The organism is Roseateles sp. P5_E11, from assembly GCF_054049355.1.
The window spans coordinates 1-16999 of the sequence record NZ_JBFUMO010000070.1; the positions used below are offsets into that span (position 1 = coordinate 1).

15 protein-coding genes are annotated in these 16999 nt (G+C 65.8%); 3 read left to right on the forward strand and 12 right to left on the reverse strand.

Features of this window, described 5'->3' with window-relative positions; genetic code table 11:
- On the forward strand, positions 1 to 561 hold a 561-nt coding region (locus ACXJKR_RS08120), incomplete at its 5' end, for a GH39 family glycosyl hydrolase (protein ID WP_457322248.1).
- 250 nt (positions 562 to 811) lie between these two features.
- Here ACXJKR_RS08120 and ACXJKR_RS08125 read toward each other — a convergent pair.
- The 4 genes from ACXJKR_RS08125 to ACXJKR_RS08140 all read right to left on the reverse strand — a co-directional run bounded on the left by ACXJKR_RS08125 (position 812) and on the right by ACXJKR_RS08140 (position 5084).
- Positions 812 to 2089 (reverse strand): TRAP transporter large permease subunit, encoded by a 1278-nt coding sequence (locus ACXJKR_RS08125; protein ID WP_457322250.1) that lies wholly within the window; start codon positions 2087 to 2089, stop codon positions 812 to 814.
- On the reverse strand, positions 2086 to 2700 hold the full coding sequence (locus ACXJKR_RS08130; protein WP_457322252.1) for a TRAP transporter small permease: 615 nt from the start codon (positions 2698 to 2700) through the stop codon (positions 2086 to 2088). The genes ACXJKR_RS08125 and ACXJKR_RS08130 overlap by 4 nt, the downstream gene beginning before the upstream one ends.
- Before the next feature lie 28 nt (positions 2701 to 2728).
- Positions 2729 to 3943 carry a fumarylacetoacetate hydrolase family protein gene (locus tag ACXJKR_RS08135; RefSeq protein WP_457322254.1) on the reverse strand — a complete coding sequence of 405 codons (1215 nt, stop codon included), beginning with the start codon at positions 3941 to 3943 and terminating at the stop codon, positions 2729 to 2731.
- A gap of 121 nt (positions 3944 to 4064) precedes the next feature.
- The gene (locus ACXJKR_RS08140; RefSeq protein WP_457322255.1) at positions 4065 to 5084 is read right to left on the reverse strand and encodes a TRAP transporter substrate-binding protein; all 1020 of its coding nucleotides are present in this window, start codon (positions 5082 to 5084) and stop codon (positions 4065 to 4067) included.
- A gap of 148 nt (positions 5085 to 5232) precedes the next feature.
- Here ACXJKR_RS08140 and ACXJKR_RS08145 point away from each other — a divergent pair, with 148 nt between their 5' ends.
- Positions 5233 to 6198 carry a LysR substrate-binding domain-containing protein gene (locus ACXJKR_RS08145; protein ID WP_457322257.1) on the forward strand — a complete coding sequence of 322 codons (966 nt, stop codon included), beginning with the start codon at positions 5233 to 5235 and terminating at the stop codon, positions 6196 to 6198.
- Between the two features lie 71 nt (positions 6199 to 6269).
- Here the strand turns inward: ACXJKR_RS08145 and ACXJKR_RS08150 are convergent, their stop codons facing one another.
- The 7 genes from ACXJKR_RS08150 to ACXJKR_RS08180 form a co-directional block, all read right to left on the reverse strand.
- Positions 6270 to 7589 (reverse strand): sugar MFS transporter, encoded by a 1320-nt coding sequence (locus ACXJKR_RS08150; RefSeq protein WP_457322259.1) that lies wholly within the window; start codon positions 7587 to 7589, stop codon positions 6270 to 6272.
- A gap of 74 nt (positions 7590 to 7663) precedes the next feature.
- A complete protein-coding gene (locus tag ACXJKR_RS08155) occupies positions 7664 to 10249 on the reverse strand; it encodes a TonB-dependent receptor (protein WP_457322261.1) in 2586 nt (861 codons plus the stop codon).
- Positions 10250 to 10471: 222 nt separating this feature from the next.
- On the reverse strand, positions 10472 to 11701 hold the full coding sequence (gene fahA, locus ACXJKR_RS08160) for a fumarylacetoacetase (RefSeq protein WP_457322263.1): 1230 nt from the start codon (positions 11699 to 11701) through the stop codon (positions 10472 to 10474).
- On the reverse strand, positions 11698 to 12990 hold the full coding sequence (gene hmgA / locus ACXJKR_RS08165; RefSeq protein ID WP_457322265.1) for a homogentisate 1,2-dioxygenase: 1293 nt from the start codon (positions 12988 to 12990) through the stop codon (positions 11698 to 11700). The genes fahA and hmgA overlap by 4 nt, the downstream gene beginning before the upstream one ends.
- Complete coding sequence (locus ACXJKR_RS08170) at positions 12983 to 13174, reverse strand: DUF2783 domain-containing protein (protein WP_457322267.1); 192 nt, start codon at positions 13172 to 13174, stop codon at positions 12983 to 12985. The genes hmgA and ACXJKR_RS08170 overlap by 8 nt, the downstream gene beginning before the upstream one ends.
- A 1-nt stretch (position 13175) precedes the next feature.
- Complete coding sequence (locus tag ACXJKR_RS08175; RefSeq protein WP_457322268.1) at positions 13176 to 14756, reverse strand: FAD-dependent oxidoreductase; 1581 nt, start codon at positions 14754 to 14756, stop codon at positions 13176 to 13178.
- A gap of 6 nt (positions 14757 to 14762) precedes the next feature.
- Complete coding sequence (locus ACXJKR_RS08180) at positions 14763 to 15731, reverse strand: MBL fold metallo-hydrolase (protein WP_457322270.1); 969 nt, start codon at positions 15729 to 15731, stop codon at positions 14763 to 14765.
- Positions 15732 to 15800: 69 nt separating this feature from the next.
- On the opposite strand from ACXJKR_RS08180, the gene ACXJKR_RS08185 reads away from it, so the two are divergent.
- A complete protein-coding gene (locus tag ACXJKR_RS08185) occupies positions 15801 to 16526 on the forward strand; it encodes an IclR family transcriptional regulator (protein ID WP_056203845.1) in 726 nt (241 codons plus the stop codon).
- A 169-nt stretch (positions 16527 to 16695) separates the two neighbouring features.
- On the opposite strand, the gene ACXJKR_RS08190 is transcribed toward ACXJKR_RS08185, so the two are convergent.
- The coding region (locus ACXJKR_RS08190) for a hypothetical protein (RefSeq protein WP_457322272.1) at positions 16696 to 16999 on the reverse strand (304 nt) is incomplete at its 5' end.

Sequence of the window (16999 nt, forward strand, 5' to 3'; positions counted from 1 at the left end):
ACCTACAGCGACCTGTTCGAGGAGCCGGGCCCGCCGCCCCGCGCCTTCCATGGCGGCTTCGGCTTGATGACACGCGATGGCCTGCGCAAGACGACTTGGTTCGCCTACAAGTACCTCAATGCGCTACGCGGCAATGAGATCCCGAGCGCCGACGACAAGGTACTGGCCGCAGTCGACGGCGACAAGACGGCCGTCGTGGCATGGGACTGGCAGCATCCTGATCAAAAGAGCACCGCTAACGGCGTGTTCTTCGCCAAGCCGGTGCCCAACGGCCCGGCGCCAGCGCTCAAGCTCGCGCTGCGAAACCTGAAGCCGGGCGCCTATCGGCTCGAGCTGCGTCGCGCCGGCTACAAGGCCAACGACGCCTACACCGCTTACCTCGAGATGGGTTCGCCCACCAACCTCGATGCGGCGCAGCTTGCCAAGCTGCAGTCACTGACCCGCGACCTTCCCGAAATAAAGCGCACCGTCAACATCGGCAAGGACGGCCTGCTGAACTTCACCGTGCCCATGCGCAGCAACGACATCACCTTGCTGACGCTGGACCCGGTCAAGCGCTGAAACGCAGTGCTGCTTGCATCACGATACGCCCCTAACCGCCGTCTTTCCAGCCACTCTCCCAGGCGTATCGGCGCAAAAGACCCAGACGCTGGCAACCGGACCAGTGCAGCTCGGCTGTGCTGGTCTCCGCATACCAACCGCCCGCGAGTGACGGCTCCTGGCCGAGACCTAACCTCCGTGGCCATCATCTCGACCGGCAGCAACCGCTGCAAAGGCGACCGGCGGCTTCAAGCTCGAAGCGGCCGAGGCTTCAATAGAACCAGCGCAGCGGTGCGAGCACGGTCTGAGGGAACAGGACCATCACGAACATCACCGCGAACTGGGCGGCCATGAAGGGCAGGACCCCGCGCGTGACCTCGTCCATCTTCATGCGGCCAACGCCAGCCACCACGTTGAGGACGGTGCCGACCGGCGGCGTGATCAGGCCGATGGAGTTGTTGACGATGAAGAGCACGCCGAAGTAGACCGGGTCGATGCCGGCCGCCTTGATCAACGGCATCAGCACCGGCGTCAGGATCAGGATGGTGGGCGTCATGTCCATGGCCGTGCCCACGAGCATCACGAGCACCATGATGGCGGTCAGGAGCAGCGTCTGGTTGTCCAGCAGCGGACGAAGCAGGTCCACCATCTGCACCGGCAAATTGGCCACCGTGACCAGCCATGCAGACACCATGGCCGAAGCCACCAGGAACATGACCACCGCCGTGGTGCGCGCGGCCGTGATGAAGATGCGCATCAGCGCCTGCAGCTTCAGCTCGCGGTACAGCACGGTGCTGACGAACAGCGCGTAGACCGCGGCCACGACCGCTGCTTCAGTAGGCGTGAACACGCCCATCCGCAGCCCCACCAGGATGAAGACCGGCAGCATGAGCGCCCACACCGACTCGCGTGCCGCGGCCCAGACTTCGGCGCGCGTCTTGCGTTGAGGCAAGGCCAGCRCCTCCTTGCGGCCGACCCACCACCAGGTCAGCGCCAGGCCGATGCCGATCATGATGCCGGGGACGATGCCGGCGATGAACAGCTTGCTGATCGACACATTGGCGGCGACGCCGAAAATGACGAAGCCGATGCTCGGCGGAATGATGGGACCGATGACACCCGCCGCCGCGATCAGTCCGCCGGACACTTCCCTCTTGTGCCCAGCCTTGATCATCATCGGCAGCAGCAGCGCCGTCAGCGCGGCAGCGTCAGCCACCGCCGAGCCCGACAGCGCCGACAGCAGGCAGGCCGCGAGGATCACGACGTAGCCCAACCCACCCTTGACGTGGCCCACGAGCGCCAGCGCGAAGTTGACGATGCGCTGCGACAGCCCGCCGACGTTCATGATCTCGCCGGCCAGCATGAAGAACGGCACCGCCAGCAGCGGAAAACTGTCCGCACCGTTGATGAAGTTCTGCGCCWGGATCTGCGCGTCGAACAGGTCCAGATGCCACATCAACGCGACGCCGCTCGCCAGCAGGGCATAGGCGATGGGTATGCCCAGTGCCATGGCGCCGAGCAGGCTGCCGAGGAAGATGAGGACCGTCATTGATGTGGGCGACCGGGTGTGTCGCCGGCGCCGTGGGCAGGTGGCTGATCACGCTGCGGTTCGCTGCGCGCCAACTCGGCCTGCAGGGCTTCGAGCTCGGCCTGCTCTTCGGACTCCGTGACCATCACGAGGTCGCTCTCCTCGAGGTTGCCGGTCAGCAGCCGTGCGAGCTGCAACAGCAGCAGGATACCGGCGCARACAGAGAAGACCACGCCCGGCGCATAGAAGATGGCCATGGATGCGCCGGTCACCGGCGCTGCCACGTCCAGGTTGATGCGAGCCTGCTGCCAACTGCCCTGAAGGAACAGCCAGGTCAGGTACAGCATGAGCAGGTGGCCCAACACCATGCAGGCCTTCTTGCCCGCCACCGGCAAGCGCGACACGAGCATGTCGGTGCCCAGGTGTGCGCCGTCCTTCATCGCCACCACGGCGCCCATGAAGCACAGCCAGACGAACAGCCAGCGCGAGACTTCTTCACTGACGGCGATGCCGGAGTTGAAGGCATAGCGCAGCACGACGTTGCCGAACACCAGCACCACCATCACGGCGAGTGCAGCGCCGACAGCCAAGTCGATGGCGCGGCACAGCCGCTGGATGGCGACGTCGATCAAGGCGCCTTCCCCACGAGACGCCCGGCTGTCACAGCCGCGCCCCCTGCAGCAGGCCGCGTTCAGCCAGGTTGCCTATGAGGGCGCGCAGGCCGAAGCGCCACGGCGGCGCCGTCTCGCAATGCGTCACGCGGTTTTGCAGGCTGCCCAGCCAGTGGCTGTGGATGGTGACCACGTCGCCCAGCTTGTGGGTGAAGCCGCTGCCGGGCTCGTCACGGTCTTCGGTGGGCGCGAACAGCGTGCCCAGGAACAGCATGAAGCCGTCGGGGTATTGATGGCTGGCCATCGTCTGGGCCACGAGGTCGACCGGGTCGCGGCTGATCTTGGCCATGGTGTTGATGCCGCGCAGCGCGTAGCCGTCGTCCCCGCTCACGTGCAGGTGCACGGTCTCGCGGCGCACCTCGCTCAGGCCGAACGGGTCGTCGAACAGGCGGATGAAGGGGCCGATGGCACAGGAGGCGTTGTTGTCCTTGGCCTTGCCGAGCAGCAGCGCGCTGCGACCTTCGATGTCGCGCAGGTTCACGTCGTTGCCCAGTGCTGCGCCGACGATGACGCCCCGGCTGTTGACAGCCAGCACGACCTCGGGCTCGGGGTTGTTCCAGGCGGAATCGGCGCGGATGCCGATGTCCTGGCCATGCCCCACGGCCGCGAGCACCGGCGCCTTGGTGAAGACCTCGGCATCCGGCCCGATGCCGACCTCCAGGTACTGCGACCACAGGTTCTTCTGCTGCAGCAGCGTCTTCAGCGCCTGCGCCTGAGGCGACCCAGGGCGGATGTCGGCCAGGCTGTCGCCGATCAGCGCCAGGACCTGGCTGCGCAGCGCTTGGGCACGACCGGCGTCGCCGCGCGCCTGCTCCTCGATCACACGCTCGATCAAGCTCGAGGCAAAGGTGACGCCAGCGGCTTTGACCACTTGCAGGTCGCATGGCGCCAGCAGCCACGGCAAAGCCGGGTCGCGGCCTTCGGCCTTGCTGTTGTCCAGCAATGCGTCGACGGTGCACAAGAACTCGCCGGTCACCGAGCGCGCGGCCGACGCCGGATCGTCTGTCTCGAGCAAGGTGCTCATGGTGGCGAAGTGCCGGCTGACGTCGAACACGCCCTCCGGGCGCAGCACCACCACGGACGGGCCACCGGGCGTGCCAGCGCGCCAGACGCGRCCCACCAGCGTGCCGGCCAGGCCGTCTTGCGGCAGCAGGGGGTGCACGCCCTCGGCGCGCGCAGGCAGGGCGGTCGTTGTCGCGGTCATTCAGGCTTCTCGGATGTTGTGAAAGGTGGGACGCGGAGCGCGTGGCGATGCGCCATGCCGGCAGGCCGTGCCGAACCAAGGAGGGCGCCAGGCGGATGGCTGCGCCTCCCTGTGGAACAAACTACTTGGCGGCTGCCGTGCCGCTGCGCACCTTGGCCAGTTCGGCATTCAACTCCGCCGTCGTGTCCTCGCCGAACTCCTTGCTGAACTTGGCCAGCACCGGCTGCAGCTTGCTGCGCATCTTGGCCTGCTCGGCCGCCGGCAGGTCGGTGATCTGCATGCCGGCCTTCTTGAGCTCGGCCAGGGCCGTCTCGGAGAACGCGCGGATGGTCTTGCGCTCGTACAGCGTGGCTTCGCGTGCGGCGTCCTGCACGATCTTTCGTTCGTCCGCCGAGAGGCCGTCCCAGGTCTTCTTGGACATCAGCAACACCCAGGCGCTGTACATGTGCCGCGACAGCACCATGTGCTTCTGCACCTCGTAGAACTTGCTGGCCAGGATGGTGGCGGCGGGGTTCTCCTGGCCATCCACCGCCGACTGCTCCATCGCCGTGTACAACTCGGTGAAGGGCATCGGCGTGGCGTTCGCACCCAATGCGTTGAAGGTGTCCAGGAACAGTGGACTCTGGATGACGCGAAGCTTCAGGCCGCTCAGGTCGTCCGCGCGCTGCACGGGGCGGCGCGAGTTGGTGACGTGGCGGAAGCCGTTTTCCCAGAAGCCCAGGCCAATCAGGCCTTTCTCGGGCAGCGTGGCCAGCAGCTTCTGGCCAAAGGGGCCGTCCAGCACCGCATCGGCTTCCTGCTCGTTGTTGAAGGTCAAAGGCAGGTTGATCACGCCGAAGGGCTTGACGAGGGACACGAGCGTCGAGCTGTCGGGGACGGTCATCTCAAGGGTGCCGCCCCGCAGCGCCGACGTCATGCTGATGTCGTTGCCCAGCGCGCCGCTGGCGAAGACACGCGCCACCAGCTTGCCGCCGCTCTTGGCTGCCAGCTGTTCGGCGAAGAACTTCAGCGCCTTCGCCTGAGGATGGTCGTCGCTGAGGCCGATGCCGACCTTGAACACGTGCTCCTTGATTTGCGCCGAAGCGGGGCCGGCGAGGGCGGCGAGCAGGGCCGCGGCGAGGCCAAGTGATCTGATTTGCATGATGTCTCCAGGATCGTGAAGTTCGGAGCGTGCGACCTTGCTCCGACCTGCCGGCCCCTCTGGGGCGGTTCTTGGTGGAGCTGGAGGCTAGGTGAGCCCAGGAGCCCAGTCCACTGAATTTTTTAGCTAGCATCCATTCCAAATGCTGATGAGTTCCGACAAGCCCCCTGGGAAACCCTTGGCTGTGGCGCAACTGGCCCGGCTGCGTTTCAGGCATCTGCACTTCCTCGACATCCTGGGACGGACACGCAATCTGCGGCTGACTGCCGAACAGATGCACATCACCCAGCCGGCGGCCACCAAGGTGCTCATGGACATCGAGGAGATGCTGGAGTCACGCCTGTTCGATCGTCTGCCGCGTGGCATGCGGCCGAATGAGCTGGGCCTGTTCACCTTGCGCTACGCCCACGCGGCGCTGGACAGCCATCGCAAGTTMGTCGACGAGTTCAGCACCCTGAAGCAGGGTGGGCACGGTCATCTGACGATCGGCGCCATCTCGGGCTCGGCGGCGCACCTGCTGATTGCGGCGGTGGCCGAGCTGCAGCGCCTGCGTCCGTTGCTGGTGTTGAAGATCCTGGAACAGAGCAGCGACCAGCTGATCATCTGGCTGGCCGAGCGCAAGATCGACGTGATGATCGGCCGTTTCACCGACAAATCGCAAAGCGACCAGTTCCAGTACGAAAGGCTCGCCGGCGAAGGATTGCAGATCACTGCCGGCGTTCACCATCCGCTGCGCGGCGTTCAGGCACCGGGGCTTTTGGAACTCTCGCGCTGGCCGTGGATCCTCTATCCGACGTCCACGGCGCTGCGCAAGGTGTCGGACGACATCTTCAGCAGCACGGGCCTGTCGCTCACCTCGGGCATTGTCGAGACGCCGTCGTTCCTGTTTGCGATTGAGCTGATGCAGAGCACCCACATGCTGTCGCTGCAGCCTGCTGCGCTGGTGGACAAGTACGTGCGGCGGGGTCTGCTGACGCGAATTGCCGCCGACCTCCCCGATCGCATGCCCGACTTCGGCCTGATCACATTGCGAGACGAGCCCCCCAGCACCGCGGTTCAAGCGTTCACGGACGTCATCCGCAACTTGGCCGAGCAGGCGATCGCGACAGCGTAGGTCCGCTGCCCTGCCCTCGCACCCCCGACGAGGGCTGCATCAGCAGCCGCGGCGAGCCCCGGACGACAGCCTCACCATTTCCTGAGCCGGCTGCCGAACAGCGCGTAGAACAGGATGAGCCCGTACCAGGGCAGCATGACCCAGTAGCCCCGCTGCGGCGTCCACACATCGGCGAAGTGGCCGTAGAGCATGGGGATCAGCGCACCGCCCGCGATGCCCATGATGAGCAGGGCCGAACCGGCCGCCGTGTACTTGCCCAGGCCTTCGAGCGCCAGCGGCCAGATGGACGGCCAGACCAGCGCGTTGGACAGGCCTAGCATGGCGAGGAAGAACACCGTGTTCGGGACCGACGGCACGCCGGCCCAACCCAGCAGGGCCTGCGAGATGCCCGACTCCGTCGGCGACGACATGGCCACGCCGAGCACGAAGGCGATGCCGCTGACGGCCGAGAAGATCAGGGCCAGACGCTGTGACATCCAGCGCGGAATCAGCGCCACGCCGAGCAGATAGCCCAGCACCATGAAGCCCATGGTGTAGGACGTCAACACGCCGTAGTGGGCCACGCCAAGTTCACGGCCATACAGGCCGATGGTATCGCCGGCGATGACTTCCACACCGACATAGCCGAACAAGGCCATCGCACCGAGCACCACCTGCGGATGCTGGAAGACGCCCCAGCGCTTCACGGCACCGGTGGGTGCATCAGCCGCTTCCAGCTCGGGCTCGCGCAGCGACGAGAAGTGGATGAGCGCCATGAAGATGACCAACCCCACGGCCATCACCGCATAGGGAAAGACCAGGCGCTGCGACAGCTCGTTGCGTAGCGCTTCCCGCCCCGCCGCATCGACCGCCGCAAGCGCCGACTCGGAGAAGCGTTCCATGCCGGACAGGATCAGCGCCGAGAACACCAGCGGCACGACGATGCCGGCGCCCTTGTTGAACAAGCCCATGATCGAGATACGCATGGCCGCGCTCTCGCGCGAACCGATGCAGACGATGTAGGGGTTGATGGCCGTCTGCATCAAGGTCATRCCGCTGGCCAACGTGAACAGCGCCAGCAGGAAGACTGGGTAGGCGCCTGAGCGCGCCGCCGGAATGAAGGCCAGTGCGCCGATGGCCATGACGCCCAATGCAGCCGTCATGCCTTTCTTGTAGCCGATGCGCGCCAGGATGGCCRCGCTCGGCAGTGCCATGACCGTGTAGGCGATGTAGAAGGCAAACGCCACCCACAGCGCCTGGAAGTTGTTCAGCTCGCAGACGATCTTGAGGAAGGGAATCAGCGAGCCGTTCAACCAGGTGACGAAGCCGAGGATGAAGAACATCAGCCCGATGAAGATCATCGGCAGCAGCACGCCCTGGCCTGCCGTGGGTGTGAGGGTTTTGGTGTGCATTTGAGAAGGCGTCAGGCAAGGGCTGGCAGCGGTGGGTGTACACCGCCGCCAGGAACCGCAACAGAGGTCGAACCTTAGAACTTGGCTCGCACGCCGACGCTGTAGCGAGCGCCGTTTTCGTAGACACCGACAGGGATGCCATCGACCGTGTTGGACTTGATGACCTCGTTGTTGAGGTTCACCGCACTCGCATACAACGCGATCTTCGGCGTCACGTCCCAGCTGGCCGACGCATCCCACTGGCCGTAGGCGCTGTTGACGACCTGGCCGCCCATCTCCACGTTGCCATAGCTCTTGGAGCGGTAGTTGTACGAGACGCGCAGCGTGATGGGCCCCTGCTCGTAGTAGCCGCTGAAGTTGAACTGGTCACGCGAATTTCCCAGCACCTTCAGGCGCGGCTGGCCGGCCACGGCGCCGGCCTTGGCGTCGGTGAAGGTGTAGTTCACGACGGTGCCGAAACCTGTGTTGCCGAAGGGCTGCTGCCACTGCAGTTCGAAGCCCTTGATGTCGGCGCCGTTGTCGGCGTTGTAGGGGCGCTCGATGGTCAGCGTCTCGCTGCCCACCTGCTCGGACTTGGAAGCCTTGTAGGTGAAGGTGTCGAGCTTCTTGATGAAGAAGGTGCCCGAGATCAGCGCCRCATCGGCGTAGTACCACTCGGCGCCGATCTCGGCCTGGTTGGCGTGCACCGGCTTGAGCAGCGGGTTGCCGGCATAGCCCTTGGACAGCACGGTGCCGTCGCGACGCATGCCTGGGCTGAGCAGGTCGAAGGTCTGGCGGGCCATGGCGCGCGAGACCGAGCCGCGCAGGATCAGCTGCTTGCTGAGGTCGTAGACGACGTTCAGGCTGGGCAGCGCATCGGTGTAGTTGTTGCCGACGCTGGTGGGCGAGAAGCCGCCGCTGGCGTTGCCGAGGTAGCCGTCAGAGGTCTGCTGCGTGCGCACGAAGCGCAGGCCGAAATCACCGCGCAACTGCCCCATCGCATAGTCGGCCTTGGCGTAGACGGCGCTGATGCGCTCCTTGATCTGGTAGTTCTCGTTGAGCACGTCCTTGTACGTCATGGCCTTGTCGAACATCGGGATGCCCTTGCTCGCAACCAGCGCGTCGTCATACCAGGCGTATTGGGTCAGCGCGTCGGACGTGGCCGCCGCCTGGCTCAGCAGCGGCGAGGGGCCGGTGGACAGGTCAGACAGGCTGAACGATTGCCAGCCCGTGGAGCCTGGGCCGGCGGTGCCCTGGATGCGGGTGTTCTTCAGCGTGTTGTCGCGCAGCTTGAGTCCCAGCTTCACGGCCTTGATGACGCCACTGTCGAGATCGAAGGTCACGTCGCCCTGGGCGTAGTTCTCCTTGGCCTCCATGCGGCGGATGCGATCGTCGCCGGCCTTGAGCGTCAAAACCTTGGGGTCGAGCGGGTTGATGTCGAGGTACTTCACGCCGTAGTGATCCGGCCCGAGCGAGATCGTCGTGCGCGTGTCGCCCTCCATCCAGAAGTGGCGGTCATGCGAGCTGCCGCCCGAGCTGTTGGTGGTGCCGACCTGGCCGTGCAGCTGCCAGTTGCCGCCTTGGTAAGTACCGTCCAGGTCCGCCACGCGGCTCTTGATGTAGCTCTCGCGATAGATGGGCTCGAAGGACACGCCGGTCTTGGGACCGACCGTGCCGCCAACCAGCGCCTTGCTGCCATCGGCCACGGTGATGAACTTCGGGTCGACAGCGCTGATGACGCCGCCCACCGCCAGGCCGCCGGCCTGCCAGAGGTAGTTCTGGTTGTTGTTGTTCATCTTCATGTCCGAATCCATCAGATTCAGGACGATGTCAGTGGCCGGGTTGGGCTGAAACTGCAGCGCGAGGTTGGTCGTCGTGCGTTCGCGCTCCTGGCGGAAGATGGCCGAGCCACCACCCCAGGAGGCATAGGCGTTGGTGACAGCACCGTTTTGGTCCTTCACGTCGTACTTGCCGTCGGAGAACTGCTCCAGGCCGTCGCGGCGCATGTGGCGCTTCTGGCTGCTGATGGCCAGCAACACGCCGAAGGTCTTGTCGTCGCTCTTCCAGTTCAACAGGCCCGACACCTGCGGGTCGGTCTTGCCGGGCAGCTTGCTGTACATGGCCTCGGCGGAGGCCTGCAGCGTGAGCTGGTCCTTGAAGGCCAGCGGCTTGCGGGTCTTGACGATGACGAGGCCGCCGATGCTGCCTTCATCCAGGTCGGCCGACGGGCTCTTGAACACATCCAGGCTACCGACGATCTCCGACGGCAGCACGTCGTAGTTGAAGCTGCGCGTCTGCGGCTCGTTCAGCCACCACTCCGACGACGCGACAGCCTGGCCGTTGAGCTGCGTCATGTTGAGGTTCTTGTCCGTGCCGCGCACGAAGATGGCCTTGCCCTCGCCCCAGATGCGGTCCACCGAGATGCCGGGCACGCGCTGCAGCGAGTCGGCCACGTTCTTGTCGGGGAACTTGCCGACGTCCTCGGCGCTGATGGAGTCGACGATGTTCTGCGACTCGCGCTTCTCGGCGAGGTTCTTCTTCAGCGTGGCCCGCACGCCGCGGATCTCGACGGTGTCGAGCTGCTGGGCGGCGTCCTGGGCCATGGCGCCAAGCGCTGTCGCGCCGAGTGCCAGGCCGATGAGTCGGGGCAAGAGAAGGGGCTTGAAGTGAGGCTTGGCCACGTAGGTGCTCCTGGGCAACGAGTTTTGTTGGACAACAAGGGGCCTCGCCCATGGCGGATGTGCCATCGGGTGGGGCTCAACTCAGAAGGCCAGGGCTGCGTTGTCTCTTGTCGTCAGACCCTGGCCAGTGCCCGCAATCTAGCGGCGGCGCTCACACCTGGAGCAAGGCGTTGCGCTTTGTTGGACTTCATTGCGCCGACGTTACGTTGGCGCAAGACAGGGTCAGGTCGCGGCCGTGATTTGCCCGTCGCAGGCGCCGAAACCGATGCGCCGGTATCCGGGTTTTTCCGCAAAGGCGCGCAGGCCGAGAGTGTCGCCGTCGAGCACGAAGGTGCGTGTCTCGCCATTGGGCAGCGTGATCGGCTGCTTGCCACCTGCAGTCAACTCCAGCAACGAGCCAGCCTCTTCCGGCGCAGGCCCGCTGATGGTGCCAGTGCCCAGCAGATCACCCGGCTGCAGGTTGCAGCCATTGCTCGCATGGTGGGTCAACATCTGCGCCAGCGACCAGTAGGCGTGGCGCAGGTTGGAGCGTGACAGCCGTGTCGCCTCGCTCATGGCCGGTGTCTTGAACCAGACCTCCAGCTCGATATCGAAGCTCGCGTTCGCGCGATGCGCCGGCGAGTCGAGATAGGGCAGCGGCTGCGGGTCGCCGTCGGGCCGCGTGAATGGGATGCGGAAGGGCGCCAACGCCTCCATCGTCACGATCCACGGCGAGATCGTCGTGCCGAAGTTCTTGGCCAGGAAGGGCCCGAGCGGCTGGTACTCCCAGGGCTGGATGTCGCGGGCCGACCAGTCGTTGAGCAGCGTGAGGCCGAAGGCGTGCTCGTCCGCTTCATCGATGCCGAAAGGTTCGCCCAGTGCGTTGCCGGGCCCGACGAAAAGGCCCAGCTCCAGTTCGCAGTCGACGCGCGCGCTGGGCTTGAAGACGGGCACCTCGGCGTCCGGTGGCTTGACCTGGCCCTTGGGCCGGCGCAGCGGCGTGCCGCTGACGACGATGGAGGAGCTGCGGCCGTGATAGCCGATGGGCACCCACTGGTAGTTGGGCAACAACGGGTTGTCCGGGCGGAACAGCTTGCCGATGGCACGGGCGTGGTGGATGCCGGTGTAGAAATCGGTGTAGTCGCCGATGCGGCAGGGCAACGTGTACTCGGCCTCGGGCTGCGGCACGAGTTCGAGTTCAGGCGAGCCGGCCTTCAAGGTATCAAACAGGCGATGGCGAAGCGCGCGGCGCTCGCCGCTGGGTCGAGCCATCAGGGCGTTGAGATCGGTGATGCCCCAGCCGGTCAGGTCGAGGATCTGGTCGCCGATGCCGACGCCCACACGCCAGGGCTCCAACGTGCCGGTGCGGCGGAAAGAGCAGAACGGCAGGTTCTGCAGCGGGAAGTCGGTGGCCGGGTCGTTGGCCGAGGCGACCCAGGAGAGAGCGGCTTGGTCGTGCGTGTGATCAATCATGCTTTGAACTCGTCTTTCAGACCTTGCCAGCAGTTGGCGTAGGTCGCCTCCAGCGGCGCGTCACGTAGCGCCCAGCTCGTGGGCTTCAATGGCCAGCGCGTCTCGAACATGAAGGCCAATGTGGCGTCCAGCTTGTGCGGCTTCAAGTCGGCGCCGCTGGCCTTGTCGAAGGCCTCGGTGTCGGGGCCGTGCGGCACATAGCTGTTGTGCAGGCTGGCGCCACCGGGCTTGAAGCCCTCGGGCTTGGCGTCGTACTGGCCCAGCACCAGGCCCATGAACTCGCTCATCACATTGCGGTGGTACCAGGGGGGCCTGAACGTGTCCTCGGCCACCATCCAGCGCGGCGGGAAGATGACGAAATCGACATTGGCCCAGCCGGGCGTGTCGCTGGGGCTGGTCAGCACCGTGAAGATGCTGGGGTCCGGGTGGTCGAAGCTGACGGTGTTGATCGTCATGAAGCGCGACGTGTCGTACCGATAGGGAGTGAGGTTGCCGTGCCAGGCCACGACGTTGAAGGGGCTGTGCGCCTGCTTCGCGCGCCAGAGCTTGCCGCCGTAGCGCTTGACGATCTCGTATTCGCCCTCCTCCAGCTCATGCCAGGCCACCGGCGCCTCGAAGTCCCGCGCGTTGGCGAGGCCGTTGGAGCCGATGGGGCCGAGTTCGGGCAGCCGCATCGCCGCGCCGAAGTTCTCGCAGACATAGCCGCGGGCGGGCACGTCGAGCGGGTCGACCTTGAAGGCCATGCCGCGCGGCAGCAGCGCGATGGAGCCGGGTACCACTTCCAGCCGGCCCAGTTCGGTGGTCACCAGCAGGCGGCCTTGCTGCGGCACGAGCAGCATCTCGGCATCGGCGTTCACCAGGGCGCGGCGACCCATGGAGCGCGTGGCGACATAGGCGTGGGCACCCATGCCCGTCATGCCGACCTCGCCGTTGACGGCATAGCTGCGCAGGCCGTCGACGAAGTCGCCGTCGCCTTGCATGGGCGTCGGCCCCCAGCGCAACGGATCGGGCGAGGCGCATTCGCCCTCCGCCGCACCGCTTTTCCAGAGCGCCTGCGACAACGCCTCGTAGCCCCCGACGACGACCGACGGCCGGCGACGGTACATCCAGGTGCGCTGGTTGTCGGCCCGCGGTGCGGTGAAGGCGCTGCCGGACAGCAGCTCGGCATACAGCCCGTGCGGCGCGCGCTGCGGGCTGTTGCGGCCGATGGGCAGTGCGCCGGGCACGGCTTCGCTGGTGTGCTGGTTGCCAAAGCCCGTCAGGTACTTCATGGAGCTCAGTTCAGTCATGGTGTTCGTGCGCCAACGCGAAGGCTTGCCGAAGCACCTCACGGTCGCCAATGTGGTTGCACAGGATCAACGCAAGCCGCGCCAGCCAGTCGGCCGCGGCGGCGTCGGTGAGGCCGGCCTGGGCGGCAATGAGCTCGGCGTAGAAAACATCCGCCTCGCCCCCGAAATTTGGGGTCAGTGTCAATTTATGCATCGGGCTTCCCTTGAGCTCGGGCCAGCGCGGCGCGCAGCACGTCGGCATCGAAGCGGTGCCAGCGCGCAGCCACGATGGCGTCGGGACGGATCAGATGAACGCTGCCGGGCCGTGCGCCGTAGCGCGTGGCCGCAACGCCCTCAGCCGGCAGCGTGACCACACGCACACCGGCCGCTGGCACCGGCCAGCCGAAGGCCAGCAGCACGAACTCCGAGCCGAACAGTTCGCTGAGCCAGCCCTCGTCCAACGGTGCGTCCGGCGCCGGGCAACCCGGTGCAGGGCCACCCGCCCAGGCCTCGGTGTCCGGCGTGCTCAGCGGCGAGTCGACATGCTCGGTCGGCGCGGACAGACGGCCGCTGTTGACCAAGGGTTTGGCGAAGTCGGTGCGTGCGGCCAGGTCCAGCGCCGCCTTGCGCAGCCGCAAGCTGAGCGCGCTCTTGGGGCTGATGAAGTCGGTCGCGCGCGTGGAGTGGCCGATGTTGTCGTCCGCCGCCTCGATGCGCTCGAACTCATAGGCGTCCAGCAGCATGTCGCCCCCTTCGCCCTTCAGCACGGCGGCCAGCTTCCAGCCCAGGTTGTCGGCGTCCTGCACACCGCTGTTGGCGCCGCGCGCGCCAAAGGGAGAGACCTGGTGGGCCGCGTCGCCGGCCAGCAGCACACGGCCCACACGGAAGCGCTCGGCGCGGCGGCAACAGAATTGGTAGATCGATGACCAAGCCAGCTCGAAACCGTCGGTGCCCAGCATGGCGGCAACGCGAGCCTTGATGCGCTCGGTTTCGCGCTCCGCCTCAACATTCGCATCGCGGCCGAGCTGGAAGTCGATGCGCCACAAGCCATCAGCCTGCGCATGCAGCAGCACGGACTGGCCGCGGTGGAAAGGCGGATCGAACCAGAACCAGCGCTCGGGCTTGGCGGGGTCCAGCCCACGCGGCTGCACGCCGGGGGCGAGGCGCACGTCGGCGATCAGGAAACGGTCCTCGAACACCTGTCCTTGAAAGCCCAAGCCCAGCAGCGTGCGCGTGGGGCTGCGCGCGCCGTCGCAGCCAACGACCCAGTCGGCCCGCATGTCGAACAGGCCGTCGGGCGTGCGCACATTCAGCGTGACACCGGCCTCGTCCTGCTCCAGCCCGATCAACTCATGCTTGCCACGCAGCTCGATCCGCCCATCCAGTTGTACCGCGCGCACGAGCTTGGCCTCGACCACGTCCTGTTGCAGGTTCACCATCGCCGGCATCTTGTGATGGCTCTGTGGCAGCAGGTCGAAGGCATACGCCTCGCGCTCGCCGTGGAAGACGCGGCCGCGCTGCCAGCGCACGCCTTCGCGCGCGATGGCCTCCCCGATGCCGAGACGGTCGAACACCTCCAGCGTCTTCTTGGCCCAGCAGACGGCGCGCGAGCCCTCACCGATGCGGTCGCTGTCGTCGATGACGACGACGGGCACATCGCGCCTGGCGAGATCGAGCGCCAGCGTCAGGCCGACAGGTCCGGCGCCGACGATAACGACCGGGCGGCGCTGCGGCTGGGCGCTGCGCTGCTCCAAACTCTGGTGATACGGGTACTGCGGCAGATCCATACCGCGTCAGGCCCCTTCCAAGGCCTTCCACATTTCCACGTCGCGCTCGGCGGTCCAGATGCGCGGATGCGATGTGCCACCGGCCTCGTCGTAGGCGCGGGTCACGTCGAAGGGCATGCAGTGGTCGAAGATGACCCAATGGCCGTACCTGGGCCGCAGCGCGGCCAGGGTGCGCTGGTACACCGCCTTCAATTCCTCGTTGGCATTCACGCCCGCTTGCACGGCTGCGAACAGCTCACTGACGAAAGCGCGCGTGCCGGACAAGCCTGCAGCAACCTGCTCGGCACCTTTCAACGCCGGTCCACGCCCTGGCACGAGKGTGTTGGCGTTGAGCGCGGCGATGGCATCCAGCGTTGCCGGCCAGTCGGCAAAGTGCGCGTCGCCGCAGTAAGGCGTCGCGTCGAATTCGACGAGATCGCCGCTGAACAGCGCCCGCTCCTCGGGCAGCCAGGCCACCGTGTCGCCCGCCGTGTGGCCGCGGCCGGGCGAGAACATCTCGACCTTGACGCCGCCCAGGTCCAGCGTGAGCCGGCCGCTGAACGTCAGCGTCGGCCAGGTCAGCCCTGCCGGCACGGACTCGACGTTGCGGAACAGCCGCGGGAAGCGGCCGATCTCGCTGGCCTTGTCCTGCTCGCCGCGCTCCTTGATGAGCGCCAGCGTCGCGTCGCTGGCAATGACCTGCTCCAGGCCCTCGGCCTTGAAGGCCGACGCGCCCAGCACGCGCACCGCGTGGTAGTGGCTGAGCAGCACGTACTTGATCGGTGCGGCCGTCACTTCGCGGATGCGACGGATCACGTCGGCCGCCATGACGGGCGTGGCCTGGGTGTCCACCACCATGACCGCATCGCGGCCGATGACGATGCCGGTGTTGGGGTCACCCTCGGCGGTGTAGGCCCAGGCGTGCTCGGACAGGCGTTCGAAGGTGACCTTTTTCTCTTCCAGGTCGGCTTGCGAGGCAAAGGCTTTGGTCGTCATGCGGGTCTCCAACATCGAAGCCGAAATTTATCCTATTACAAATCAATTCACCAATATAGAATTTTCAGCATGGTTGAGCCCAAGGCCCCGCGAGGCATCCAGAGCATCGAAGTGGGTGGTCAATTGCTGCTGGCACTGGCCCACCGCGGCAGACCCATGGCATTGAAGGACCTGGCCCGAGAGGCTGGCATGACGCCGGCCAAGGCCCATCCCTACCTCGTCAGCTTCATCAAGCTCGGCCTCGTGGAACAGGAGGGCGGCAGCGGGCCCTATGGCCTCGGGCCGCTGGCACTGCAGCTCGGCCTCATCAGCCTGCAGCAGTACGACCCCGTGAGGCTGGCCACGCCTGTCATCGAGGAACTGGCCCAAAAGATCGGCCACACGGTCGCCATTGCCGTCTGGGGCACACACGGCCCCACCATCGTGCGCGTGGCCGAGGGGCCGACGCCCGTGCACATCAGCATGCGCCATGGCACGGTGATGAGCCTGGCGGGCACGGCGTCGGGGCGCCTGTTCGCGGCCTATCGCACTGAGGAAGCGGCGGCGCTGGCGCAGACCCTGCCGGAAGAGGCGGTCATCGCCGCCGTGCGCGCGGCGGGCCTGGCCACGTCGCGGGACAGCGTCGTCGCCGGGGTCAGCGCTGCGGCCGCACCCGTCTTCGACGCCTCCGGGCGCCTGGTGTTGGCCTTGACAGCCATCGGGCCCACTGCCGGCTTGGACATCAGTCTTCAAGCACCGCTGGCCGCCGCGTTGCGGGATGCTGCAGCGCTGTTGTCACGGCGCCTGGGCCGATGAAACATCTCAGCCGCCACGACAGGCAGGCGACAGCAAGTTTTGCTGAAAACCAAGCAAACTATTTTTGCGACCTGGAACACGAGTTCAAGAATCTTTCGACTCAGTTGGCAACTTGTGATTCAAAACATATCTCTTAACGTCATATCTGATCAAATAAAGAGATAGATGGTCACATTTGATCTTCACATGCTGCCGAACCATGGCGGAACGTGAAGATGGATTGCTGGTTGGCAAACTGCAGCATTCCAGCCACACCCGCGCATGCTTGGGGGGCGCGATAAATCTCATTGCGATCAATGACTTGCGCTCCAAAACGGCCCTGCATCAGCTGCATTTGAAGAATGGCTAGGGGTTTTCCCAAGCCGGTCTGAATTTCGCGCGCTCCGAGAATTTGCTTCAGCCGCCGCCCGATCGGGCGGTTTGTCTCTTGGCTGAACCGTCTGGCAACACACCCGCTTGCCATTCCTTTCTGG